Origin of the sequence: Verticiella alkaliphila, from assembly GCF_018904615.1 — a bacterium.
Classification (GTDB): domain Bacteria; phylum Pseudomonadota; class Gammaproteobacteria; order Burkholderiales; family Burkholderiaceae_B; genus Verticiella; species Verticiella alkaliphila.
In genome coordinates, this window is sequence record NZ_JADCNH010000045.1 from 1 (window position 1) to 22,712 (window position 22,712).

Genomic DNA, 22,712 nt, shown 5'->3' on the forward strand with positions numbered 1-22,712 from the left:
CGCCCTGCGCGCGCGTCCGATGGGCCGCGGGCAACGCGATCATCGGCAGGGCCGCGTGAATAGCGCTCGTCGGCGGAGCCACGGGCAGAGCGGTCGGCGAAGCCGCCGCGGGCGGGACGATCGCCAGCGGCGCCAGCGGAGGGGCTGCGCCGACGGCTGTCGCCGTCACGCGGGCCGGATGCGCGGTTGCGCGAAGCAGGCGGTTTAGCCATGCGGAGACTCCGCAAAGAAGAGTCGGGGGGCATCGCCCTCGACGTGAACGAGCCGGTCGGCCAGCTGGACCCGGCCTTCGGCGAGCCAGCGGCAGACCGCAGGATAGACGCGATGCTCGACGCCCAGCACACGCTCGGCGAGATCATCGGCGGTGTCGCCGACCAGCACGGGCACCACGCCCTGGGCGATGATCGGGCCGTGATCCAGCACCGGCGTCACGAAGTGCACGGTGCAGCCGTGCGCCTGTACGCCGATGGCCAGCGCCTGGGCGTGCGTGTGCAGGCCCGGGAACGCCGGCAGCAGCGACGGGTGGATATTGACGAGCCGGCCGGTGTAGCGGGTGACGAACGCTGGCGTGAGCACGCGCATGAACCCGGCGAGCAGGACGTAGTCGGGTGCAAAGGTGTCGATGCACTCGGCCAGCGCGACGTCGAAGGCATCGCGCGTCGGGTAGGCCTTGTGCGGCACGACAGCCGTGGGAATGCCGCGCTCAGCCGCCCAGGCAAGCCCGGCGGCGTCGGCCTTGTTGGCGATGACCGCGGCGATCTCGGCCGGCCAGCCCTCGGCTGCGCAGGCTTCGACCAGGGAGCGCATGTTGCTGCCCCGGCCGGAAATGAGAATGACGAACCGGCGCGTGGCGCTGGCAGGAGGGGAAATGGGCAAGATCGGGCGACGAATGATGACTGCGGACAGCGGGGCGCGGCCCAGGCCGAAGCGAACGGCCGCGCACGGGATAACCCGAAATTGTAAACTGTCGGCGTGAACACTTCGGACACCTTCCTGCGCGTGCTGCGCGAGCCTGCTGCGGACAGCCCGCGCGCCCGCGCGCTGACGATCGGCAATTTCGACGGCGTGCACCTGGGCCACCAGGCCATGCTGACGCGCCTGTGCTCGGCCGCCGAACACCGCGGGCTGGTGCCGGCGGTGCTCACGTTCGAGCCGCATCCGCGCGAATTCTTCGCCCGTCTGCAGGGCAAGCCGGAGCTTGCGCCCGCCCGCATCAACGGCCTGCGCGACAAGCTCGACGCCCTGCGAGGTGCCGGCGTGCGGGAAGTGTTCGTCAAGCGCTTCGACGCCAGGCTCGCCGCCATGCCGGCGAGCGCCTTCATCCACGACCTGCTGGTGCGCGAGCTCGATACCCGCTGGCTGCTCGTGGGCGACGACTTTCGCTTTGGCGCCAAGCGCCAGGGCGACGTGGACATGCTGCGCGAGGAAGGCCCCTTCGCGGTGGAGTCGATGGATTCGATCACCGATCGCGATGGCCTTCGCATCTCCAGTACGGACGTGCGGCACGCGCTGGCCCAGGGCGATCTGGATCGGGTGGCCGATCTGCTGGGGCGCCGCTACGCCATGAGCGGGCACGTCGTGCACGGGCTCAAGCTCGGCCGGCAGCTGGGCTACCCCACGCTGAATTTGCGCGTGCCGGACCGCTGCACGGCTCTGTCCGGCATCTTCGCCGTCCAGGTCCACGGCATGGGCGCGCAGCCGCTGCCCGGCGTGGCCAGCCTGGGCGTGCGGCCCACCGTCACCGATGCCGGACGCGTGCTGCTCGAAGTCCACCTGCTCGATTTCACGGGCGACGCCTACGGTAAACTGGTGCGCGTGGAATTCCTGAAGAAACTGCGCGACGAGGCCAAGTTCCCGGACCTCGCCACCCTCACGGCCGCCATCGCTGACGATGAGCGCCAGGCCCGCGCCTTCTTTGCCGCCGGCCACCTCGAGCAAGCCAATCTGGCGACCTCGGCCACCGACCGAATTTGATGCGCACCGCCACGTTGCGTCCCACGGGGAGCGACGTCCCTCGCCTTCGCGCTGCCGGCGACGACCGCGCGCGCATCTGCTCACTTCGCATAGATAGCTAGCTCCATGGACTACAAGAACACGCTCAACCTGCCCGACACGCCGTTCCCGATGCGAGGCGATCTCGCCAAGCGCGAACCTGGCTGGGTGGCCCAATGGGAAGAAAATGGCGTGTATCGCGCGATTCGCGAGGCGAGCGCCGGGCGTCCGCGTTTCGTGCTGCACGACGGCCCGCCCTACGCCAACGGCGATCTGCACCTGGGCCACGCGGTCAACAAGGTGTTGAAGGACATCATCGTCAAGAGCCGCAATCTCGCGGGCTTCGACGCGCACTACGTGCCGGGCTGGGATTGCCACGGCATGCCCATCGAGATCCAGATCGAGAAGAAGTACGGCAAGCACCTGTCGGTGCAGGACGTGCAGGCCAAGGCGCGCGCCTACGCCACCGAGCAGATCGCCCGCCAGAAGGTGGATTTCCAGCGCCTGGGCGTGCTGGGTGCCTGGGACCGTCCCTACCTCACCATGAACTTCCGCAACGAGGCCGACGAGCTTCGCGTGCTGGGACGCATCATGGAAGAAGGCTTCGTCTACCGTGGCCTGAAGCCTGTGAACTGGTGCTTCGACTGTGGCTCGGCGCTGGCCGAGGCCGAGGTCGAGTACGCCGAGCGCACGGATCCTGCGATCGACGTGGCCTTCCCGTTCGCGCAACCTGAAGCGCTCGCGCGGGCCTTCGGTCTGCCCGCGCTCGAAGAGGACGGCGCCATCGTCATCTGGACGACGACGCCCTGGACGATCCCGGCCAACCAGGCGCTGAACGTCCACCCCGAGTTCGATTACGCGCTGGTGCGCGTGGCGCCCGCCCCCAGCACGGGGGCGTTGCTGCTGCTCGCGCGCGACCGCGTGGACGCGTGCTTGGCGCAGTGGGGCCTGACCGGCGTGGTGCTCGCCACCTGCAAGGGCGAAGCGCTCGCGAACATCGCGTTCCATCATCCGCTCTACAAGCGCGATATCGGCTATGACCGCCTCTCGCCCATCTACCTGGGCGACTACGTGACGCTGGACAGCGGCACGGGCGTGGTGCACTCGGCCCCGGCCTACGGCATCGAGGATTTCCAGTCCTGCAAGCAGAATGGCCTGGCCGACGACGACATCATCAACCCGGTGATGGGCGATGGTCGTTACGCCTCCACGCTCGCCGAGTTCGGCGGTCTCACCATCTGGGAAGCCAATCCGCAGATCGTCGATGCCTTGCGCGACATGGGCACGCTCCTGCGCATGGAGAAGCACCCGCACAGCTACATGCACTGCTGGCGCCACAAGACGCCGGTGATCTATCGCGCGACCACGCAATGGTTCGCGGGCATGGACGTCGCCCCCAAGGAAGGGGCGAGCCTGCGTGAGCGCGCGCTGGCCGGCATCGAAGCCACGCAGTTCTTCCCCGCGTGGGGCAAGGCCCGCCTGCACGCCATGATCGCCAACCGCCCGGACTGGACGCTGTCGCGTCAGCGCCAGTGGGGCGTGCCAATGGCCTTCTTCGTGCACCGTGAAACCGGCGAGCTGCACCCGCGCACGCCCGAGCTCCTGGAAGCCGTGGCGCAACGCGTGGAGAAGGAAGGCATCGAAGCCTGGCAATCGTTGGACCCACGCGAGCTCCTGGGTGACGACGCGGATCTCTATGAGAAGAACCGCGACACGCTGGACGTGTGGTTCGACTCCGGCTCCACCCACACCACGGTGCTGGGCGGCATGCCCGGCCAGGGGGTGGGCGACGGCCACGGCTCGCATGGCGAGGAGCTCGCCTGGCCGGCCGATCTGTACCTCGAAGGCTCGGACCAGCACCGCGGGTGGTTCCATTCCTCGCTGCTCACCAGCTGCATGCTCTACGGCAAGCCGCCCTACAAGGCGCTGCTCACGCACGGCTTCACGGTGGATGGCCAGGGCCGCAAGATGAGCAAGTCGCTCGGCAACACCATGGCGCCGCAGAAGATCTCCGGCAGCCTGGGCGCCGAGATCCTGCGCCTGTGGGTGGCGAGCACGGATTACTCCGGCGAGCTCTCGATCTCCGACGAGATCTTGAAGCGCGTCGTGGAAGGCTATCGCCGCATCCGCAACACGCTGCGCTTTCTGCTCGCCAACGTGAGCGATTTCGACGCCAGCCGCGACCTCGTGGCCGTGGACGATCTCTTCGAGATCGACCGCTATGCGATGACCATGACCGCCCGTCTGCAGGACGAGGTCAAGGCCCTGTACGAGCGCTACGAATTCCACACGGCGGTCTCGCGCCTGCAGAATTTCTGCTCGGAAGACCTCGGCGCGTTCTACCTCGACATCCTGAAGGATCGTCTCTACACCACCGCGGCCGATAGCGCGGCGCGCCGCTCGGCACAGACCGGTCTCTGGCACATCACCCAGACGCTGCTGCGCCTGATGGCGCCGATCCTGTCGTTCACGGCCGAGGAAGCCTGGTCGTTGCTGCCGCATGCCGACGAGGCCGCGAAGAAGACCATCTTCACGCAGCTCTATCACGAGCCGCCGCAGTCCGCCGATGCGCTGCTGCTGCAGGACAAGTGGCAGCGCCTGCGCGCCATCCGCGCCGAGGTCCAGCGCCGCCTGGAAGACGCGCGCAGTGCCGGGTCGATCGGCTCGTCGCTGCAGGCCGAGCTCGACATCCACGCGGGTGGCGAGGATCTGGCCGCGCTGCAAAGCCTGTCGGACGACCTGCGCTTCGTGTTGATCGTCTCGCGAGTGACCGTGCACATGGGTGCCGATGCGCTGCGGGTGGAAGTGACGCCCTCCACGCACACCAAGTGCGAGCGCTGCTGGCACTGGCGCGAGGACGTCGGGCATGACGCCGCGCACCCGCACCTGTGCGGCCGCTGCACGGCCAACCTCTACGGCGCCGGCGAAGCGCGTTCGGCGGCCTGACCGATGACCGCCCCCGCCTCCGTCGCCCGCGGCACCCTCAAGGGGTGGCTCCTGATCGCCCTGGTCATCATCGGTCTGGACCAGGCCACGAAAATCGTCTTCGACACGCAGCTGGCCTATGGCCAGCGGGTGCCGGTGCTGCCGTTCTTCGACTTCACCCTGCTCTACAACCGCGGGGCGGCCTTCAGCATGCTGGCCGACCACGATGGCTGGCAGCGCTGGTTCTTCACGGTGCTGGGCCTGGGTGCCTCGGTGTTCATCGTCTGGCTGATGCGCCGGCACGGCGAGCAACGCCTGTTCTGCTTCGCCCTCTCCCTGATCCTGGGCGGGGCGCTCGGCAACGTGATCGACCGCATGGTCTACGGTCACGTCGTGGATTTCCTCCTGTTCTACTGGAACACGTGGCATTTCCCGGCGTTCAACCTGGCGGATTCGGCCATCACGCTCGGCGCGATCCTCTTGATCGTCGACGAGATCCAGCGCGCGTTGCGCGAGCGACGCGCAGCGCGCACGGGAGCCTGAACCCATGGCCCGAGAACTCGCCGACAAGCGCTTCGTCATCGTCATGACGGGTGGGGTCGCCTGCTACAAGGTGGCCGAGCTCGTACGCCGCATCCAGGATCAGGGCGGCACGGTGGACGTCGTCATGACCGAGGCGGCAACGCACTTCATGACGACGGTGACGATGCAGGCGCTCTCGGGCCGGCACGTCTATGTGGACGCCTGGGATGCGCGCCCAGGCAACAACATGGCCCACATCAATCTCACGCGCGGGGCCGACGCCATCCTGGTCGCGCCCGCGAGTGCCGACTTCATGGCCAAGCTCGTGCACGGCGCGGCAGACGATCTCGCGAGCACGCTATGCCTGGCGCGCGCATGCCCGCTGCTGGTGGCGCCCGCCATGAACGTGGAGATGTGGACCAACCCGGCCACGCAGCGCAACGTGAAGCAGCTGCGCGAGGACGGCGTGCGCGTGCTGGGCCCTGGCCAGGGCTCTCAGGCCTGTGGTGAGACCGGAGATGGCCGCATGCTCGAGCCCGAGCAATTGCTCGCCGAGCTCATCGCGTACTTCCAGCCCAAGACACTCGCCGGCGTGCGCGTGCTGCTCACCGCCGGCCCCACTGCCGAGCCCATCGACCCGGTGCGCGTGCTGAGCAACGTGTCCTCCGGCAAGATGGGCTACGCCATCGCGCGGGCGGCGGCTGAAGCCGGTGCCGAGGTGTGCCTCGTGTCCGGCCCGACCGCCCTGCCCGCCCCCTACGGCGTGCGCCGCATCGACGTGCAGAGCGCCCGCGACATGCTCCAGGCCGTGCAGGCCGAGCAGGCCCGCAGCGACGTCTTCATCGCCGTGGCCGCCGTGGCAGACTGGCGTGTGAAGACCGTGAGCGGACAGAAGATCAAGAAGTCCGGTGAGGGTCCGCCCGTCCTGGAACTCGAAACCAACCCCGACATCCTGGCCACGGTGGCGTTGAGCGAGAAGCCGCCCTACTGCGTGGGCTTCGCCGCCGAGACCGAGCACATGGAACAGCACGCCGAGGACAAGCGCCGCCGCAAACGCGTGCCGCTGCTGGTGGGCAATCTCGCGCAGGATGCGCTGGGCGCGGACGACACGACGCTGGTGTTGTTCGACGACGCCGGGCGCCACCCCATGCCCAAGCTGTCCAAGCGCGAAGCCGCACGCCGCCTGGTGGCCGAGATCGCGACGCGTCTACCCCGCGGCTGAGGGCACCGGCCCTGGCACGCTGCCGGGCTACCACAGTCGCCCTCGGCGGTCTCATCAGGCAGGCGCTCCGCGCGCCCACGCCCCCATCGGCTGCTTTTCGATCCGGCGCAACGTGCGCCTATCACCGCCGCCCCCAACCTTCTGAAGACCCGCTCCGCCGGCGTGCCCGTATTGTCACGTCCCGGGCGGGCAAATCACGCCCCGCGTCGGCCGAGCGTACCCTGCCCGGGCCCTGGCGCCCGTGCTGCTGCCACTCGCGCGGTCTCGCCATCCCGTTGAGCGCCGCAGTATCCGTGCGCGGCGGCCGCCCGCGCCGACTGCGTGCAGATCACAACAGTCGCTGACAGCAACAGCCGAGGCACGCATAGACTGCCTCACGGCTCACCCCATCGACCACGCTTACCTGGGACGCAAGTCGCCGCTTGCGGCCCGACACCAAGCGCCCCTCAAGAAACCGGCAGCTCGACCGTATGATGAACAACATTCTGTTACCCGCTGTGATCAGCGCGCTGCTGGCCTTGTCTCCTTCCCCTGCTCACGCCCAATCGGCTGCCCAGTTCGAATTCATCTCGAATGACTTTCGCGCCGACCTGACCGTCTCTCAAAGCCCGCCCGGCGCCTGCCGCTCGGGCTTCTCGTTCGACGCGCGCTGGGGCGGCTGCGTGCGCCAGAGCAGCGAATCCGGCGCGGAGTCGCGATCATGTCCGGCCGGACAGACGGGCACGCAACGCCGTACGCGCAGCCGCACGGTGTACACCCACCAGAATGGCGGCGTGCAGCAGGGTAGCTGGTCGTCTTGGTCTTCGTGGACGGGCACCTGCACCACGCCCGCTCCGGTCACGCCTCCGGCACCGCCCACCCCCACGCCAGGCACTCAGTTCCCGATTCCCCAATCGATCTCTGCCATGATCTGCAGCTCCGGCGACCCCGGGTACAGCAGCGGCGGTAACTCGCTCATCCAGAGCGCCTATCGCAACCAACTGATCAGCTACTACCGCAGCTTCGGCATCGCGGGGCGCTGCCCGGAGAGTTCTGGGTATAGCTACTGGTTGAGCGATTGGTGGAGCCGGGCCAGCAACGCAGCTAACGGCCCCTTCCATGATGCTGGGGGGAGCGCTGCCGGGCTGCAGTGGAGCACGTTTGTGAACGGCCATATGCCAGACGCGTGGGACGACATCAAGCGCGCCATTGATGCCTCGGCCGCCCGCAACGACGAGGCCGGCCAGGGAGGCGTGAGCGCCGCAAACGGTCTTTGCCAGCGTGCCGCGAATGCTGCCTACGGTGCCGGCAAGACTACTGCAACCTACATCCTCAAGTCAGGCAACCAATGCCGCGTGACCGCGGTTCATTGACATTTCATCGGACATCACCATGGCCCTCACCCGCGCCCAAGCCATCGCGCAGATCGAACTGTTTCAGCGCATATACCTGCCTTCCCGTCCTGACTTCGTACAGGACTGGATTGCGATGATCGACAGCGGTCTCCAAAACTTAGGTCGAAGCCCTGCTGAAACTATGAAACTGATCACTCCGAAGATGATCGGCACAGCTGGGCAGTATGAGAACGCCTTCCCCAGTCACCCCGTGGACATGTGGGCCATCAACAACGGCGTGGCTTATGCCAACAGCATTGATCCGCTCGAACTGGTCGACTACTTCTACCCCGACGGCGTCGGTGCCTACAGGGCGGAACTCGCCACCGCACTTGCGAATGGTGTCATCACGAGCATCGACTTTCTCACGGGTTGGCTGCCCGCTCGGATGGACTCACCACGGCCTACCGCAAGCCATGTCTTCAAAGAGATCTTTGACGCCGGCGCCGGCGATCCCACGCCGCCCGCCCTGGACCTGGCTTTGCCTGGCGTGACCGACGCCCAGACCGAGTTCCTGATCGGCATCTACGTCGCAGCCTTCAACCGCGCTCCCGAGCATGAAGGCTTGAAGTACTGGGCTGGCGACCTCGCTCGACACTTGAGCAACGGCATGTCCGAGCAGGACGCCATGAAGGAGATGGCAAAGGGGATGTACTTCTCGGGTGCACAGAACGGTGAGTCCGGCACGGGCCTGGGCCATGCTGCCTACGTGCATTTCGTCTATGACACCGTACTTGGACGTGCGCCGGACGCCGCTGGCGCGCGTTACTGGACAGATAAGCTGTACGACGGCGCGAATCGCAGCGAATTCCTAGCCGTGTTCCTCAACAGCGCGCTATCGGCGGCGGGCGATGGCGACTACGTCAAGGGTCGCATTGCAGTCGCGGAGTTCCTAGCGCAGGCGCACGTATCGGGGCCGGGTAAGGTCATCGACTTGGTTGGCATCCTCAATTACATCGAGACGAAGGGTGATGCGTACATCGCAATCCAGCTGCTGAAGAGTCAGTACCCCAAGCCTGCTGACAGCGCGACTCGGCTGCTGAGCTTCAGCAACGACGATGACATCAACCTGTCGGCATACGAGAACAGCGCACACGCCGTTGAGTCCGGGCTAGACATCCCTGACGCGCAACTCGAGAGAACCATCACGCTCGTCGGTATTAGCGCCGGGCAGGATGACTTGGCTTTCTGACACCAGGCTTCTGATGCTAGCGAGCGCGGGCAGCATCGGCGGAACGAAGTCGCGCCCGCGCTGGTGGCCACGACACACCGAAGCGTCGCCGGTACTCTTCCCTTTCCAGCGCCGCAGCACGGGTGGATGCCGCCTAAGCGGCGCGACGGTTAACATACGCGGCGTGACTTTCTCCCGCCAGACCATGCAATCCGTTTCCCTCAAGATTCTCGACGCGCGCATGCGCGACCACGTTCCTGCCTATGCCACCGCGGGCTCCGCAGGCCTGGACCTGCGCGCCTGCCTGGATGCGCCGCTCACGCTGGCGCCGGGCGACACCGTGCTGGTGCGCACGGGGCTGGCGATCCATATCGGGGATCCGGGCTATGCGGCGCTGATCCTGCCGCGCTCGGGGCTGGGCCATAAGCACGGCATCGTCCTGGGGAACCTCGTGGGGCTCATCGATTCGGATTATCAGGGCGAGCTCATGGTCTCGACCTGGAACCGCGGGCAGACAAGCTTCACGCTGGAGCCCTTCGATCGTCTCGCCCAGCTGGTGATCGTGCCGGTGGCCCAGGTGGGCTTCGAGGTCGTGGATGACTTCGCGGCCTCGGACCGCGGCACGGGCGGCTTCGGCAGCACCGGCAAAGGCTGAAATCTTCGCCTCAGCGCACGCTGCCGGCGAACCCGTCGCGCAGCTCGCGCTTCAACACCTTGCCGATGGAGCTGCGTGGCAATTGGCTCACCAGTGCCACTGCCGCCACCCGCTGGTTCTTTTCCAGCCGATCGTTGAGCCAGGTCATGAGCTCGCCGGAACTCACGTTGCCTCCTTCGCGCAGCTCGACGAAGGCCACCGGGGTCTCGCCCCAGGCTTCCGAGGGCACGCCCACCACGGCGGCGGCCAGCACTTGCGGGTGCTGCACCAGCTCCGCCTCGATGTCGCTCGGGTAGATGTTGAAGCCACCCGAGATGATCATGTCCTTCTTGCGGTCCATGAGCACCAGGAAGCCGTCCTCGTCGAAGCGGCCCATGTCGCCCGTGCGCACGTAACGCAGCCCGTCGGCATCGAACCACTCGATCTCGGCGGTCTTCTCGGGCTGGTTGTGATAGCCCTTCATCATCGCAGGCCCGCGCGAGACCAACTCCCCCATCTCATCCGGCGGCAGGATCCGGCCCTCCTCGTCCAGCTGCAGGTAGACGCAGCCGGGCGCGGGCTGGCCCACGGTGTGGAGTTTGTCCGGATGCTCGTGCGCGCGCAGGATGCAGCTGCCCCCGCCCTCGGTCATCCCGTAGAACTCGATGAGCCCGCCCGGCCAGCGGCGCAGCACCTCGCGTTTCATCGCGGCGCTGAAGGGCGCGCTGGTGCAGAATTTGGCCTGGAAGCTGGACAGATCGCTGGTGTCGAAGTCGGGATGGGCCAGGATGCGCTGGTATTGCACCGGCACCAGCATCGTATGGGTCGCGCGATGCCGCACGGCGAGCTTCAGGTAATCGCCCGCATCGAACTTGCGCATCAGCACCAGCGTGCCGCCCAGACCCACCGTGGGGAGCGCGCTCACGAGTGTTGTGTTCGAGTACAGCGGGGTGCCGAGCAGTGTCACGGCGCTCGGCCCATAGCCGCTGTTGATCGCGCGCTGCAGATGTGCCCAGCGCATGCTGTGCGGCTGCAGGATACCCTTGGGCACGCCCGTGGTGCCGGACGAATAGATGAGGTTGAATCCATCCTCGGGCTGGGGTGTGAAGGTCTGCACGGGGGTGCCGACGGCGGGTAGCCAGCGGGAGAAGTCCTCGTCAGCGCCTTCCAGCACCACGCGGGGCACGGCGGCGGCATCGGCCTGCGCGGCCAGGCGGGCGGCGATCTCGCTGTCCGTGAAGATCAGTCTGGCGCCGGAATCCTTCACCAGGGTGGCGAGCGTGTTGTCGCGCAGCGAAGGCGATACCGGTGCCACGACCACGCCCGTCAGCAGGCACCCTACATAGCAGGCAACGTAGGCGGCCGAGCTTGGCGTGCAGATCATGGCAACGTCGCCGGGACGCAGACCATCGCGCTGCAGGCCGGCCGCCACGCGCTGCGTGAGCGCCCAGAGCTCGGCGTAGGTCATCACGGCGTCGTCGACGACGACGGCAGGATGCTCGGGACGCTCGTGCGCCCGCTGGCCGACCTGCTCGGCAAATGAGCCGAACGGGGTCTCGGGGAGGTCCTGAAGAGCGGGTACGAGGTGCATGGGCTGGCGTCCTGTCATGTGATGTTGTCGGGGGCGATGCCTGGCTCGGCCACGTTCGCCCTGTCTCCTCACGCCGCGACGCGATGGCCGGGCGGGTGCCGCCGACAGTATGCGCACACCCTGCACACGCAACAATTTCGGATTCCTGAAGCCTCGCTTGCGCTGCGCCGAGGACGCTCGCCGTGCTCTGCGGTTATCCTCGTGGTCGTTGAACGACAAGGCCGCCGTCCGTTCACGAAAGCGGCCCAGGAGGAGACCATGGATCTCACAGACTTTCGCCTGCTCGTGGGCATCGTCGACACAGGCAGCGTCACGCGGGGGGCAGAACGTGCGTTTCTGTCGCTGCCGGCCGCGAGCAATCGCGTGAAGCAGCTCGAGTCGGAATTGGGGGTGAGCCTGCTCACCCGCAGCAGTCGCGGCGTGACCCCCACCCCGGCCGGCATCGCCTTCAGCCAGCACGCGCGCACGATCCTGCGCGAACTCGAGTCGCTGCGGCGCGATGTGGGCCAGTATGCGGCGGGCGGCAAGGGACGCATCCGCCTGCACGGCACCACGGCATCGATCACGACCTTCCTGCCGGACGTGCTGGCGGGCTACCTGGCCACGCACCCGGACGTGAGTGTGGACTTGCGCGAGCAGATCAACGTGGACGTGGTGCGCGACCTCATGTCGGGCGAGGCCGACGTCGGCATGGTGTGCGGTCCGGTCTACCCGGATGCCCTCGATGCGATCTTCCTCTTCGACGATCCGCTCGTGCTCGCCGTTCCTGCGGCGCACCCGTGGGCGGGCAACCCGGCCATGGCGTTCGCCCAGGCACTGGAAGCGCCCCAGGTCGGCCTCTACGAACGGAGCACGCTCACCCATTTCCTGGCGGGCGCGGCCGAGCGTTGCGGCCGCCTATGGTCGCCCCGGGTGAGCGTGGCGAGCTACGAGATCCAGTGCCGCATGATCGAATCGGGCTTGGGCGTGGGCGTGATGCCGCGCTCCACCCTGCGCCGCTACAACGGCGCACGCCGCCTGCTGGGCGTAGGGCTCGACGATGCCTGGGCCGTGCGCACGCGCGAACTGCTGGTGCGAGACGCCGCAGGCCTGCCGGGCTACATGACCCATCTGCTGGACGACATCCGCGAGCGCGCGGCCGCCTGGGCCGACCCGGTCGAGGCCGCCGCGTAAGAAGCGCCCGACGCACGCCCGTGCTGCGAGCCTGCAGCGTCTTCTTCGCTCAGGTCCCCTCGATCACCGCCTGCAGGAATTGCTGGGTGCGCTCCTGCGTGGGGCTCCGGAAGAGCTGCTCGGACGGGCCATCCTCGACGATGTTGCCGTCGGCGAAGAAGAGCGTGCGATCCGAGGATTTCTCCGCGAAGGACATCTGGTGCGTGACGATGATCATGGTCATCTCGCCGCGGTCGGCCAGATCCTTCATGATCTGCAGAATGCCGCCGACCAGCTCGGGATCGAGCGCCGAGGTCACTTCGTCGAAGAGCATGATCTCCGGGCGCATGGCGAGCGCCCGGGCGATGCCCACGCGCTGCTTCTGTCCGCCGGACAGATTGCCGGGATAGGCATCGAGCTTGTCGGCCAGGCCCACCATGCCCAGGTATTCGCGGGCGCGCTGGGCAGCTTCATCCTTGGGCAGGCCCAGCACGTGGCGCGGTGCCTCCATCACGTTGGCCATGGCCGTCATGTGGGGAAAGAGATTGAAGTGCTGGAAGACCATGCCGATCTTGCCGCGCACGCGGCGCACGTGGGCCGAATCGGCTGGCCGCTCGCCGCTGCCGCCCGGCATCGTCCAAATGGATTCGCCGTCGATCTCGATGCGGCCCTCGTCAGGCTTGTCCAGCGTCATCAGCAAACGCAGCAGCGTGGATTTGCCCGAGCCGGACGGGCCGATGACGCTCACCGTCTGCCCTGCATCGATGTGCAGGTCGATGCCGCGCAGCACGTGGTTGCTGCCGTAGCGCTTGTGGACGTTCTTCAGTGTGATGCTGGCGCTCATGCGCGATTCCCCGGAAGTTGCAGCCGACGCTCCGTGAAGCGCACCAGGGCTGCCGCGATCAGGCTCAGCACCAGGAACATGATGCCGGCCAGGGTGATGGGCTCGGTGTAGCGAAAACTCGCCGACCCGATGATCTTGGCCTGTTGCAGCACCTCGACCACCGTGATGGCCGAGAGCAGCGGCGTGTCCTTGAACATGGCCACGAGGTAGTTGCCCAGGGCCGGCACGACAGGCGGAATGGCCTGGGGCAGGATCACCCCGGTGGCCGTGCGCCAGGGGCTCAGGTTGAGCGCGGTGGCCGCTTCCCATTGCCCGCGTGGCACGCCCTCGATGCCGGCGCGATACACCTCGGCGCAGTACGCCGCATAGTGGATGCCAAGCGCGATCACCCCCGTCACCAGCGGCGAGAACTTCAGGCCCAGATCCGGCATCAGGTAGAAGAGGAAGTACAGCTGCACGAGCAAGGGCGTGCTGCGCACGAACTCGATGAACACCGCAGCCGGCCAGGACAGGAGCGCCCAGGGCGCGCGCCGCGCGAGCGCCAGCACCAGCCCGAGCGGGATCGCGACGAGCATGCCGAGGATCGTGGCCTGGATGGTGATGACGAGCGCACTGCCCAGCGCGGGCAGGATCTCCCACGCGTAATCCCAATCGAAAATCATGCGCGCTCTCCCCGCCGGCGCGCGAGGCGCCGCTCCAGCCAGCGCACGGCGCCCGTGATGCACAGGGCGACGGCGAAATACAGCACCAGCACCAGGCCGAAGATCTCCAGCGTACGCAGCGTGTCGGCGCGCAGCAGCTGGGCCCGGAAGGTGAGATCGGCGATCGTGATGAGCGAGACCAGGGCGGTGTTTTTCAGGAGCTCGATGAAGAGGTTGCCCGCCGGCGGCAGCATGGCCGCCACCGCCTGCGGCAGCACGATGCGCCGCAAGGTGTGCAAGGGCGTGAGGTTGAGGGCGATGGCCGCCTCGCGCTGCCCCCGGGCCACGCCCTGCACGGCCCCGCGCACCACCTCGGCCCCATAGGCGCCCGAGTTCAGGCCAAGCACGATGATGCCGGCGGTGATGGCGGGAAAGGTGATGCCAAAGAGCGGCAACACGTAATACACCCAGAAGAGCTGGACCAGCGCCGAGGTGCCGCGAAAGATCTCGATGTAGGCGATGGCGGGCCAGCGCGCGAGTCGCCACGTGGACAGGCGCAGCAGGCCAGCCAATATCGCCAGCGGCACGGCGAGCAGGATGGCGCCGCCCGTGACCTTCAACGTGACCTGCAGCCCCTGCAGCAGGGGGGGCAGCAGTGACATCAGATCACCCATGACGCCCTCCCCGCCCCGGCGCCCGCGCTGCCCATCATCCCTCGCACAGCTGGGCGGCGGTGGTGTCGCCGGGCAGCTCGCCTTCGGTGAAGCCAAAAGCCTTCACGGCCTCGGCGTGGCCATCGGTGCCCAGATAGGCGGCGAGCTTCTCGTTGACCGCGTCACGCAGCGCCGTGTCTTCCGAGCGGAAGGCGAACGCGCCGTAGCCGCGCACGTCCTTGCCGTCGATGACCGGATCGGTGAACGGCTCGGCGCGCTCCACGCCATTGGCGTTCTTGCCGAGAAGATCGTTGACCGTGAGTGCCGTGGCGGCATAGGCATCCACCCGCCCGCCCTGCACGCCGGCCAGTGCGCTCGCGGCATCGGGGAAGACGACGATGCGCTCGGACGGGATCCCCGTCTTGGCGGCGTAGTCGGCTTCGATGGCACCCACCACCACGCCCAGGCGGGCGTCGGACTTGGCGACGTCCTCGAAGCTCGCGAGCGACTTGGGATTGCCCTCGCGCACCACGAAGGCCGAACCGATGCCATAGGTGGGGTTGGAGAAGATGACCTGCTGGCAACGCTCGGGCGTCACGTACATGCCGGCGGCGATCATGTCGAAGCGACGCGCCTGCAGGCCTGGGATGAGCGAGCCGAACTCCGTCAACACGCCCTCGACTTCCTTCACCCCCAGATCGTCCATGACGTGCCGCAGCACCTCAGGGGCTTCGCCGGTGAGCTTGCCGCTCGCGCTGTCCATGTACGCGAACGGTGATTCGTTGGCATAGCCGACGCGGATGCGACCGGCGTCCACCGCCTTGGCGAGCGACCCCTCGCTCGCGCCCGCAGCAGCCGGGGCCCCACCACTACTGCCGCTGTCCGAGCAGGCAGCAAGGGTGACGAGGGCTGCGGTACAACCGAGGGTCAGAATCCGCCGAGGAAATCGCATCATGAGAAGGCTCCGGGATATTTTGCAATGCTCAGAAATCATTTTCATCAAAATGATTTCACTTGAATCGATCATAACGCAGTCCGAAAACCGCCTCTTGCCTTGACGTAGCCTGCCGCCGTGCAACAATGCGCGTCATGTTGCGTGCCGTTCTCATTACTGGCATCTCCGGTTCCGGAAAGTCTGTCGCCCTGCGCATGCTGGAAGACACGGGCTACACCTGCGTCGACAACCTGCCCGTGCGGTTCCTCCACGAATTCGTGGCCACCGCGCATCAGGACGGACTGTCACGGGTGGCCATCGCGGTGGACGCCCGGTCCCCTGGAGACATCGCCGATCTGCCGCGCGCCGTGGCCTCGTTGAAGAGCCTCGGCGTCCAGTTGCGCGTCATCTTCCTGGACGCCAACACCACCACGATCGTCCAGCGCTATTCGGAATCGCGCCGGCGGCATCCGCTCACCGCGCGCCTGGATTCCGAAGGTCGCGACGCGTCGCTGCACGACTGCATCCTGGCCGAGCGCGAACTCCTCGGGCCGCTGCGCGAGCAGGAGCACGTGATCGACACGTCAGGGCTCACGCCTGGCCAGTTGCGGCACTGGGTGCGCGACCTGGTGCAGGCCGAGCCGCTGCCCATCGTGCTCACGTTCGAATCCTTCGCCTACAAGCACGGCGTGCCGCTTGGCGCGGACCTGGTGTTCGACGCGCGCTGCCTGCCGAATCCCTTCTACGATCTCGCGCTGCGCCCCCTGACGGGCCGCGATGCCGCCGTGGGCGAATGGCTGTGCCGCTCACCGCTGGTGAGCGCGATGCTGGAAGACATCTCCGGGTTCATCCGCCGCTGGTTGCCCCACTACGCGCAGGACACGCGCGCCTACCTGACTGTGGCCATCGGCTGCACGGGTGGGCAACACCGCTCCGTGTATCTCGTCGAACAACTCGCGCAAACCTTTGCGCCGCGCGGCCAGGTGCTGGTGCGGCACCGCGCGCAAAAGGGCGAAGCCTTCGTGCCGAGCCTGGGAGCCCCTCCGTGAGCCGTCTGCCCCGCCGCCTCGGATCCCGGACCTGGCTAGGCCTGGGCCTCATCGCCTGTGCCATTCTGACGGGTTGCGGCACGAGCCGCCCCAGCGGCAGCGGCGCGGCAGGCGGCTATGGCGTGGGTGGTGGCGATTACCGTCGCGACGGACCGCATGCCAACCCGCCCGCCAACCTGGACAAGGTACCGGACGCCGTGCCGCGCATCGAGCCTTTCGCCACGGGGCCCATGCGCCCGTACGTGGTCAACGGCAAGCGCTACGTGCCCGAGACCACGGACCAGCCCTACCGCGTAGTGGGCAAGGCCTCGTGGTATGGCCGACAATTCCACGGCCGGCCCACGTCCAATGGCGAAACCTACGACATGTATGCCATGACGGCAGCCCACCCGACGCTGCCCATCCCGAGCTACGCACGCGTCACGCGCACCGATTCGGGCAAGAGCGTCATCGTGCGCATCAATGATCGTGGGCCGTTCCACAGCGAGCGCGTCATCGATCTGTCGTATGTGGCCGCCTACAAGCTGGGCACGCTCGCCAATGGCACCGGCGAGGTGCTGGTCGAGCGCATCACGCACGCGGACATCCGCCGGGGCACCTGGCAGACGGCACCGTCCATGATCGCGAGCGCGCCTGCGGTGCCGGCCCCCGTCGCCGCGCCAGCGCCTGTGGCGGCACCCGCTTCCGTGGCCAGCCTGGGCGCGGCCAGTACCGGGCCCTTGCCCACGGCCACCGCCACACCGCGCGCTGGTGTGATCTCCGCATCCCCCTCCCCGGCAGCCAGCCTGGCCGCCGCGGGCGGCGGCGGTGTGGCGCTCACGCCTGCAGCACCGCAGGATTGGGCCACGGTGCTGGCGATCCCGGTGCCGGATGCTCCGCCGCCACGTGCCGTCGCGGCAGCCCCGGCGGCCCCTGCACCTGCCGCGCCCCCTGGGGCGGTGTCACCCTCGGCCTTCGCCGTAGGCGAAGCCTTCCTGCAACTCGGTGCCTTCGGCGAAGCCCAGAATGCGCAGCTGCTGGCCGATCGCATCCGCGGCAGCGTGTCCTCGATGGGCGCGATCCAGGTCGTGCGCACGGATAACGTCTACCGCGTGCGCCTCGGACCATTCGCGGATCGCAATACCGCGGTCGCGCATGCCGACACGGTCTATGGGCAGACGGGGATCCGGCCTCACGTGGTGACGCAGTAGGGATCTCGGGCGGCGACGGCCAGGCCCGCCCTGTCAGCGATTCTGGTTCCGCATCCAGTCGGCGGTATTGAAGAACGAGCCTAGCAGCCGCTCGGCGAGCGGCTCGGGCACGTTCACGTCCTGCATCGCCCGGCCCATGCACACCACCCACTCGTCGCGTTCGCGCGTGCCGATCTTGAAGGGCATGTGCCGCATGCGCAGGCGGGGGTGGCCAAAGCGCGCGACGTAGTAGTCCGGACCGCCCATCCAGCCGCACAGGAACCAGAAGAGATGATCGCGAGCGCGATCCAGGCTGGGCCCGTGCGTGGCGCGCAGCGCGGCCAGGTCCTCATCCAGTTCCATGCGATCGTAGAAGCGATCGACGAGCTCGCGCACGCGCGCTTCGCCCCCGATCGCATCGAATACAGAGACAGGCGCGTCCACCGCGCCCGGAACAGCAGATTCACTCATGACAGCAGACTCAGACCTCGCGTAGGGTGACGAGCGGCGGCGTATGGAGCACACCGCGCAGGCCGGCGTGACCGCCCGCCACGGCGGCGACCACTCCCGCCAGCACACCGCCCAGTATGACCCATGCCGAGGGGATGAAGGCAAAGTCGAACGCGTACGTGGCCAGCCCCCAGGCGAGCGCCGTGGCACTGGCCGAGGCCAGGCCCCCGGCCGCCGCGCCGATCATGCCAAGCTCCAGCCACTGCGCGCGGGCGAGTTGCTGGCGCGTGGCCCCCAGCGCCCGCAGCAGCGCGGCCTCGCGCATGCGCTCGTCACGCGTGGCCGACAGCGCCGCATACAGCACCAGCACCCCCGCCAGCAGCGTGAAGATGAAAAGCCCCTGCACAGCCACGATCACTTGGTCGAGCACGCGCTGCACCTGATCCAGGATGGCCGTGACGTCGAAGACGGACAGGTTCGGGAACCGCGCCACCAGGGAAGGCAACGGGTCATGCGTGCCAGGCGCGATGTGGAACGACGTGATCCAGGTCTGGGGCGCGGTGCGCAGCACCTCCGGCGAGGTGAGGACGAAGAAGTTCACCGCCATCGAGTCCCACTGCGGGGAGCGCAGGCTGGTGAGACGGGCCTCGATGCGCCGCCCTGCCACGTCGTAGGTGAGCGTGTCGCCCAATGACAAGCCCAGCGTCGTCGCGAGTTCGCCGTCGAGCGACACCTCGCGCTCACCCGGCGTGAACCATTCGCCTGCGGTCAGCTGATTATGCGCCGGCAACGCCTCGGCGTAGGAGAGATTCGCCTCGCGCTCGACCATGCGCCGCGCGCGCGTGTCCGCGAAGTTGCGCGCCTCCACGGGCTCGTTGTTGATCTCGATCAGCCGTGCGCGCACCACGGGGTGCAGCGCCGCATCGATGCCGGCCGTGTGCAGGTAGTCCTGCACGGCCGCACGCTGGTCCGTCTGGATGTTGATGAGAAAGCGATTGGGCGCGTCGGGGGGCGCGGCCATGCGCCAGCCCTCGATGAGATCGCTGCGCGTGATGATGAGCAGCAACATGGCCATCAGGCCGACGGACAGCGCGCAGATCTGCGCGATCGTGGCCGCGCGGCGCCGCACCACGCCGGCCAGGGCGAAGCGGATCGCCACGGTGCGAAAGTGCAGCCGACGCCAGGGCGCGAGAAACGCGAGCCCGATCCACGCCACGAGGGCGAACAGTCCGAATGCCGCGAGAAAGCCCAGCGCGGTCAGCACGCCCAGGCGCCATTCCCCCGCGACCCAACCCATGAGCGCCAGAAACCCCAGCAAGCCCAGCAAATAGCCGGGCCACGCCTTGCGCGCCGGCATGCCGGCGAGATCACTGCGCAGCACCCGGCCTGGCGGCACGTGACGCAGCTGCGACAGCGAGGGCAAGGCAAAGCCCAGCAGCAGCCCCACGCCCGTGAGCAGCCCCTGTGCGGCGGGCTGCAGCGACGGTGCGGGCAGTTCGGTCGTGATGAGGGCACCAAGCACCGACAGCAGCGCGGCATGGCCAAGATACCCGACGGCACAACCCACGACGGCGCCGCCCACGGCCACGAAGAGAAATTCCAGGGCCATGATGCGGCTCACCTGACGCTGCGTGGCACCCAGGCAGCGCATGATGGCCACGCCCGCCAGATGCCGCAGCATGTAGCGGCGAGCCGCCATCGCCACCGCCACCGTGGCGATCAGCACGGCGAGCATGGCCACGAGCGAGAGGAAGCGTTGCGCGCGATCCAGCGTCTGGCGCATCTCGGGCCGGCCGGTGGCGAGCGTCTCCAGGCGATACCCCTCGCCCAGGTTCGTGCGCAGCCAGCGGGTAAAGTCTGCCACCGCGGCGGGCTCACCGGCAAAAAGGGTGCGGTAGGAGAGCCGGCTGCCGAAGGTGGCAAGCCCGGTCGCGGCGAGCTCGTCTTCTCGCATCATGAGTCGCGGCGCGAGGTTCACGAAGCTCATGCCGCGATCCGGCTCGAGCGTGATGATGTTGCTCACGCGGAAGGTGGAGTCGCCCAGCTGGATGGGGTCACCCACGGCCACGTCGAGCAAGGGCAGCAGGCTGGCTTCCAGCCACACCGTCCCGGGCGCGGGGATATCGGTGGCGGCATAGTCCGTGGCCCCGGCGATGGGCTCGGTGCCTGCTGCAGGCGCCTGCACGCGAATCGCGCCGCGCAAAGGATAGCCCGCCGACACGGCCTTGACCGAGACGAGCTGCGCGCGCTCGTCGCGCTCGGGCCCGGCGAGCGCCATGGACGGAAAGATGATGGTGTCGGCGATGGCCAGCGCCCGCTCGGTCGCGGCGTGGCGCACGGGCCCGCTGATGGGCATGTCGGCGTTGAGCACAACGTCGCCACCCAGGAGCTGGGCGCCGTCGCGCTCGAGCGCGAGGCGCAGCCGATCGGCCAGAAAGCCGACGCTCGTGACCGAGGCCACTGCCACCACCAGCGCGGCCAGCATGAGGCGCAGTTCGCCCGCACGCCAGTCCCGCACTGTCATCCGCCAGGCCTGTGCCAGCCCCTTCATGGACGCTTCTCCATCAAAACGGGGGCTGCGCCCCATCGCACTTGGGCAATACGCCGGCGGCAAGGTTCACTGCACGGACGGCTTCAGACGCCAACGCCCACCAAAGGGTGGGCGTTGCGACAGACATCCGCGTGAGATACCGACCGTCAGGCGGCCGCGAGGCGGGACACGTCCAGATCGGCGCCCGTCTTTTCCTGCACGTCTTCGAGCGACACGCCAGGGGCGAGCTCGATCAGCGCAAAGCCCGCATCCGTCACCTCGAGCACGGCGAGATCGGTGATGATAAGGTTCACCACCCCCACGCCCGTCAGCGGCAGGTTGCACTCCTTGAGCAGCTTGAGATCGGTCGTGCCGTCCTTCTTCGTGGCCACATGCTCCATGAGCACGACCACGCGGCCTACGCCGGCAACCAGGTCCATCGCGCCGCCCATGCCCTTGACCATCTTGCCCGGGATCATCCAGTTGGCGAGATCGCCCTTCTCGGACACCTGCATGGCGCCGAGGATGGCCAGGTTGATCTTGCCGCCGCGGATCATCGCGAACGAATCGGCCGAGGAGAAGATCGACGAGCCCGGCAGCGTTGTCACCGTCTGCTTGCCGGCATTGATGAGATCCGCATCGACCTCGTCATCCGTCGGGAACGGGCCGATACCCAGCAGACCATTCTCGGATTGCAGCCACACTTCCACGCCCTTGGGGACGTGGTTGGCCACGAGGGTGGGCATGCCGATGCCCAGATTCACATAAAAGCCGTCCTGCAGCTCGCGCGCGGCACGGGCGGCCATTTCGTCACGGGTCCAAGCCATGTCTTCTCCTTAGGCGGGTCGCGTGGTGCGCTGCTCGATGCGCTTTTCGGGGGACGCGTTCACCACGATGCGGTGCACGTAGATGCCGGGCAGATGGATCTCGTCCGGATCGAGCGCGCCGACGTCGACGAGGTTCTCGACCTCGACGATGGTGACCTTGCCGGCCATGGCAACGTTCGGATTGAAGTTGCGCGCGGTCTTGCGGAACACCAGATTGCCGCTGCGATCGGCCGTGTGCGCATGCACCAGCGAGACGTCCGGCACCAGGCTGCGCTCCATCACGTACTGCTGCCCGTCGAACTCGCGGATTTCCTTGCCGTCGGCGACGATGGTGCCCACGCCGGTGCGCGTGAAGAAGGCCGGGATGCCGGCGCCGCCCGCCCGCAGCTTCTCGGCCAGCGTGCCCTGTGGCGTGAATTCGAGCTCGAGCTCGCCCGCGAGGTACTGGCGCGCGAACTCCTTGTTCTCGCCCACGTAGGAAGCGATCATCTTGCGGATCTGGCGGGTCTGCAGCAACTGGCCCAGGCCGAAGTCATCCACGCCGGCGTTGTTGCTGATGCAGGTGAGCTCACGCGCGCCCGAATCGCGCAGCGCGGCGATGAGGGCTTCCGGAATGCCGCACAGCCCGAAGCCGCCCACGGCGATGGTCTGCCCATTGGCGACGACACCCTCCAGGGCCTCGCGCGCACTGCCAAACACTTTGTTCATTAAGGTACGCCCTCCTCGAAAAACCGTGGCAGACCGATCCGGCCCGCCCGATCGACGAAACGATTGTAGACCAGGGGATGGCGCACTGCGGCAATCCGCTGGCGGCACACGGCGTGCGGAGGTACCCAATCTTCTAAAGCGTCGCCCATGCCCTCAGACAGCCAGCGGGTTAACCCGTACCCGGCCTGCGGACATCCGGAGCCAGCGGGTCACGCCTTGCAATACAATGGACGACGAACCGTTTTCTGCATGATCCAGCGCCTGCCAGCCTAGGCAGGCCCTTCCCCGAATTCACAGGAGCCCTCATGTCGCAAGCCGAACGCGA

Annotated in this window: 21 protein-coding genes; 10 read left to right on the forward strand and 11 right to left on the reverse strand. The window is 67.6% G+C overall.

All coding sequences use genetic code 11. From position 1 onward, the window contains the following. Both IMZ29_RS19505 and purN read right to left on the reverse strand, forming a co-directional pair. Window positions 1-212, reverse strand: a 212-nt coding sequence (locus IMZ29_RS19505; protein WP_216187247.1) for a hypothetical protein, incomplete at its 3' end; no start/stop codon positions are given. Then, complete coding sequence (purN, locus tag IMZ29_RS19510; protein WP_216187300.1) at window positions 205-870, reverse strand: phosphoribosylglycinamide formyltransferase; 666 nt, start codon at window positions 868-870, stop codon at window positions 205-207. The genes purN and IMZ29_RS19505, both read right to left, overlap by 8 nt. Before the next feature lie 123 nt (window positions 871-993). Here purN and IMZ29_RS19515 point away from each other — a divergent pair, with 123 nt between their 5' ends. The 7 genes from IMZ29_RS19515 to dut all read left to right on the forward strand — a co-directional run bounded on the left by IMZ29_RS19515 (window position 994) and on the right by dut (window position 9,860). Beyond that, on the forward strand, window positions 994-1,974 hold the full coding sequence (locus IMZ29_RS19515; RefSeq protein ID WP_216187302.1) for a bifunctional riboflavin kinase/FAD synthetase: 981 nt from the start codon (window positions 994-996) through the stop codon (window positions 1,972-1,974). A gap of 105 nt (window positions 1,975-2,079) precedes the next feature. Next, a complete protein-coding gene (ileS, locus tag IMZ29_RS19520; protein WP_216187249.1) occupies window positions 2,080-4,938 on the forward strand; it encodes an isoleucine--tRNA ligase in 2,859 nt (952 codons plus the stop codon). A 3-nt stretch (window positions 4,939-4,941) separates the two neighbouring features. Further along, entirely contained in the window at window positions 4,942-5,460 is a 519-nt protein-coding gene (gene lspA, locus IMZ29_RS19525; RefSeq protein ID WP_216187251.1) for a signal peptidase II, read from the forward strand. Between the two features lie 4 nt (window positions 5,461-5,464). After that, window positions 5,465-6,661: a bifunctional phosphopantothenoylcysteine decarboxylase/phosphopantothenate--cysteine ligase CoaBC gene (coaBC, locus tag IMZ29_RS19530; RefSeq protein ID WP_216187253.1), complete on the forward strand. Its 1,197-nt coding sequence runs from the start codon at window positions 5,465-5,467 to the stop codon at window positions 6,659-6,661. Between the two features lie 473 nt (window positions 6,662-7,134). Next, entirely contained in the window at window positions 7,135-8,013 is an 879-nt protein-coding gene (locus tag IMZ29_RS19535; RefSeq protein WP_216187255.1) for a hypothetical protein, read from the forward strand. A gap of 19 nt (window positions 8,014-8,032) precedes the next feature. After that, window positions 8,033-9,226, forward strand: coding sequence for a DUF4214 domain-containing protein (locus IMZ29_RS19540; protein WP_216187257.1), 1,194 nt, complete (start codon window positions 8,033-8,035; stop codon window positions 9,224-9,226). A gap of 184 nt (window positions 9,227-9,410) precedes the next feature. Beyond that, window positions 9,411-9,860, forward strand: a complete 450-nt coding sequence (gene dut / locus IMZ29_RS19545; RefSeq protein WP_216187259.1) for a dUTP diphosphatase — start codon at window positions 9,411-9,413, stop codon at window positions 9,858-9,860. A gap of 10 nt (window positions 9,861-9,870) precedes the next feature. On the opposite strand, the gene IMZ29_RS19550 is transcribed toward dut, so the two are convergent. Next, complete coding sequence (locus IMZ29_RS19550; protein WP_216187261.1) at window positions 9,871-11,430, reverse strand: class I adenylate-forming enzyme family protein; 1,560 nt, start codon at window positions 11,428-11,430, stop codon at window positions 9,871-9,873. Between the two features lie 258 nt (window positions 11,431-11,688). Between IMZ29_RS19550 and IMZ29_RS19555 the strand changes: the two genes are divergently transcribed. Next, the gene (locus IMZ29_RS19555) at window positions 11,689-12,603 is read left to right on the forward strand and encodes a LysR substrate-binding domain-containing protein (RefSeq protein WP_216187263.1); all 915 of its coding nucleotides are present in this window, start codon (window positions 11,689-11,691) and stop codon (window positions 12,601-12,603) included. 49 nt (window positions 12,604-12,652) lie between these two features. Here IMZ29_RS19555 and ehuA read toward each other — a convergent pair whose 3' ends face one another. The 4 genes from ehuA to ehuB are packed head-to-tail and all read right to left on the reverse strand — an operon-like array spanning window position 12,653 to window position 15,675. Further along, window positions 12,653-13,426, reverse strand: a complete 774-nt coding sequence (gene ehuA / locus IMZ29_RS19560; protein WP_216187265.1) for an ectoine/hydroxyectoine ABC transporter ATP-binding protein EhuA — start codon at window positions 13,424-13,426, stop codon at window positions 12,653-12,655. Beyond that, window positions 13,423-14,088 (reverse strand): ectoine/hydroxyectoine ABC transporter permease subunit EhuD, encoded by a 666-nt coding sequence (gene ehuD / locus IMZ29_RS19565; RefSeq protein ID WP_216187267.1) that lies wholly within the window; start codon window positions 14,086-14,088, stop codon window positions 13,423-13,425. Before ehuD ends, ehuA begins: the two co-directional genes overlap by 4 nt. Next, the gene (ehuC, locus tag IMZ29_RS19570) at window positions 14,085-14,741 is read right to left on the reverse strand and encodes an ectoine/hydroxyectoine ABC transporter permease subunit EhuC (protein WP_216187269.1); all 657 of its coding nucleotides are present in this window, start codon (window positions 14,739-14,741) and stop codon (window positions 14,085-14,087) included. The genes ehuD and ehuC overlap by 4 nt, the downstream gene beginning before the upstream one ends. Before the next feature lie 34 nt (window positions 14,742-14,775). Further along, on the reverse strand, window positions 14,776-15,675 hold the full coding sequence (gene ehuB / locus IMZ29_RS19575; protein WP_216187272.1) for an ectoine/hydroxyectoine ABC transporter substrate-binding protein EhuB: 900 nt from the start codon (window positions 15,673-15,675) through the stop codon (window positions 14,776-14,778). A gap of 134 nt (window positions 15,676-15,809) precedes the next feature. On the opposite strand from ehuB, the gene rapZ reads away from it, so the two are divergent. Both rapZ and IMZ29_RS19585 read left to right on the forward strand, forming a co-directional pair. After that, on the forward strand, window positions 15,810-16,703 hold the full coding sequence (rapZ, locus tag IMZ29_RS19580; RefSeq protein WP_216187274.1) for an RNase adapter RapZ: 894 nt from the start codon (window positions 15,810-15,812) through the stop codon (window positions 16,701-16,703). Continuing rightward, window positions 16,700-17,893 (forward strand): septal ring lytic transglycosylase RlpA family protein, encoded by a 1,194-nt coding sequence (locus tag IMZ29_RS19585; RefSeq protein WP_216187275.1) that lies wholly within the window; start codon window positions 16,700-16,702, stop codon window positions 17,891-17,893. The genes rapZ and IMZ29_RS19585 overlap by 4 nt, the downstream gene beginning before the upstream one ends. Before the next feature lie 33 nt (window positions 17,894-17,926). On the opposite strand, the gene IMZ29_RS19590 is transcribed toward IMZ29_RS19585, so the two are convergent. From IMZ29_RS19590 to IMZ29_RS19605, 4 genes are all read right to left on the reverse strand, one after another. Then, window positions 17,927-18,343 (reverse strand): group II truncated hemoglobin, encoded by a 417-nt coding sequence (locus tag IMZ29_RS19590; RefSeq protein WP_216187277.1) that lies wholly within the window; start codon window positions 18,341-18,343, stop codon window positions 17,927-17,929. A 10-nt stretch (window positions 18,344-18,353) separates the two neighbouring features. Further along, window positions 18,354-20,873, reverse strand: coding sequence for an ABC transporter permease (locus tag IMZ29_RS19595; RefSeq protein WP_253207288.1), 2,520 nt, complete (start codon window positions 20,871-20,873; stop codon window positions 18,354-18,356). A gap of 146 nt (window positions 20,874-21,019) precedes the next feature. After that, entirely contained in the window at window positions 21,020-21,679 is a 660-nt protein-coding gene (locus tag IMZ29_RS19600) for a CoA transferase subunit B (RefSeq protein ID WP_216187279.1), read from the reverse strand. A 9-nt stretch (window positions 21,680-21,688) separates the two neighbouring features. Beyond that, window positions 21,689-22,387 carry a CoA transferase subunit A gene (locus tag IMZ29_RS19605; RefSeq protein ID WP_216187281.1) on the reverse strand — a complete coding sequence of 233 codons (699 nt, stop codon included), beginning with the start codon at window positions 22,385-22,387 and terminating at the stop codon, window positions 21,689-21,691. Window positions 22,388-22,712 lie beyond the last annotated feature (325 nt).

What these genes read in the sequence shown, in the direction of transcription:
- ileS (WP_216187249.1), top strand. Translation starts at nt 2,080, where the DNA reads ATGGACTACAAGAACACGCTCAACCTGCCCGACACGCCGTTCCCGATG.
- lspA (WP_216187251.1), top strand. Translation starts at nt 4,942, where the DNA reads ATGACCGCCCCCGCCTCCGTCGCCCGCGGCACCCTCAAGGGGTGGCTC.
- coaBC (WP_216187253.1), top strand. Translation starts at nt 5,465, where the DNA reads ATGGCCCGAGAACTCGCCGACAAGCGCTTCGTCATCGTCATGACGGGT.
- IMZ29_RS19535 (WP_216187255.1), top strand. Translation starts at nt 7,135, where the DNA reads ATGAACAACATTCTGTTACCCGCTGTGATCAGCGCGCTGCTGGCCTTG.
- IMZ29_RS19540 (WP_216187257.1), top strand. Translation starts at nt 8,033, where the DNA reads ATGGCCCTCACCCGCGCCCAAGCCATCGCGCAGATCGAACTGTTTCAG.
- dut (WP_216187259.1), top strand. Translation starts at nt 9,411, where the DNA reads ATGCAATCCGTTTCCCTCAAGATTCTCGACGCGCGCATGCGCGACCAC.
- IMZ29_RS19550 (WP_216187261.1), bottom strand. Translation starts at nt 11,430, where the DNA reads ATGCACCTCGTACCCGCTCTTCAGGACCTCCCCGAGACCCCGTTCGGC.
- IMZ29_RS19555 (WP_216187263.1), top strand. Translation starts at nt 11,689, where the DNA reads ATGGATCTCACAGACTTTCGCCTGCTCGTGGGCATCGTCGACACAGGC.
- ehuA (WP_216187265.1), bottom strand. Translation starts at nt 13,426, where the DNA reads ATGAGCGCCAGCATCACACTGAAGAACGTCCACAAGCGCTACGGCAGC.
- ehuD (WP_216187267.1), bottom strand. Translation starts at nt 14,088, where the DNA reads ATGATTTTCGATTGGGATTACGCGTGGGAGATCCTGCCCGCGCTGGGC.
- ehuC (WP_216187269.1), bottom strand. Translation starts at nt 14,741, where the DNA reads ATGGGTGATCTGATGTCACTGCTGCCCCCCCTGCTGCAGGGGCTGCAG.
- ehuB (WP_216187272.1), bottom strand. Translation starts at nt 15,675, where the DNA reads ATGATGCGATTTCCTCGGCGGATTCTGACCCTCGGTTGTACCGCAGCC.
- rapZ (WP_216187274.1), top strand. Translation starts at nt 15,810, where the DNA reads ATGTTGCGTGCCGTTCTCATTACTGGCATCTCCGGTTCCGGAAAGTCT.
- IMZ29_RS19590 (WP_216187277.1), bottom strand. Translation starts at nt 18,343, where the DNA reads ATGAGTGAATCTGCTGTTCCGGGCGCGGTGGACGCGCCTGTCTCTGTA.
- IMZ29_RS19595 (WP_253207288.1), bottom strand. Translation starts at nt 20,873, where the DNA reads ATGAAGGGGCTGGCACAGGCCTGGCGGATGACAGTGCGGGACTGGCGT.
- IMZ29_RS19600 (WP_216187279.1), bottom strand. Translation starts at nt 21,679, where the DNA reads ATGGCTTGGACCCGTGACGAAATGGCCGCCCGTGCCGCGCGCGAGCTG.
- IMZ29_RS19605 (WP_216187281.1), bottom strand. Translation starts at nt 22,387, where the DNA reads ATGAACAAAGTGTTTGGCAGTGCGCGCGAGGCCCTGGAGGGTGTCGTC.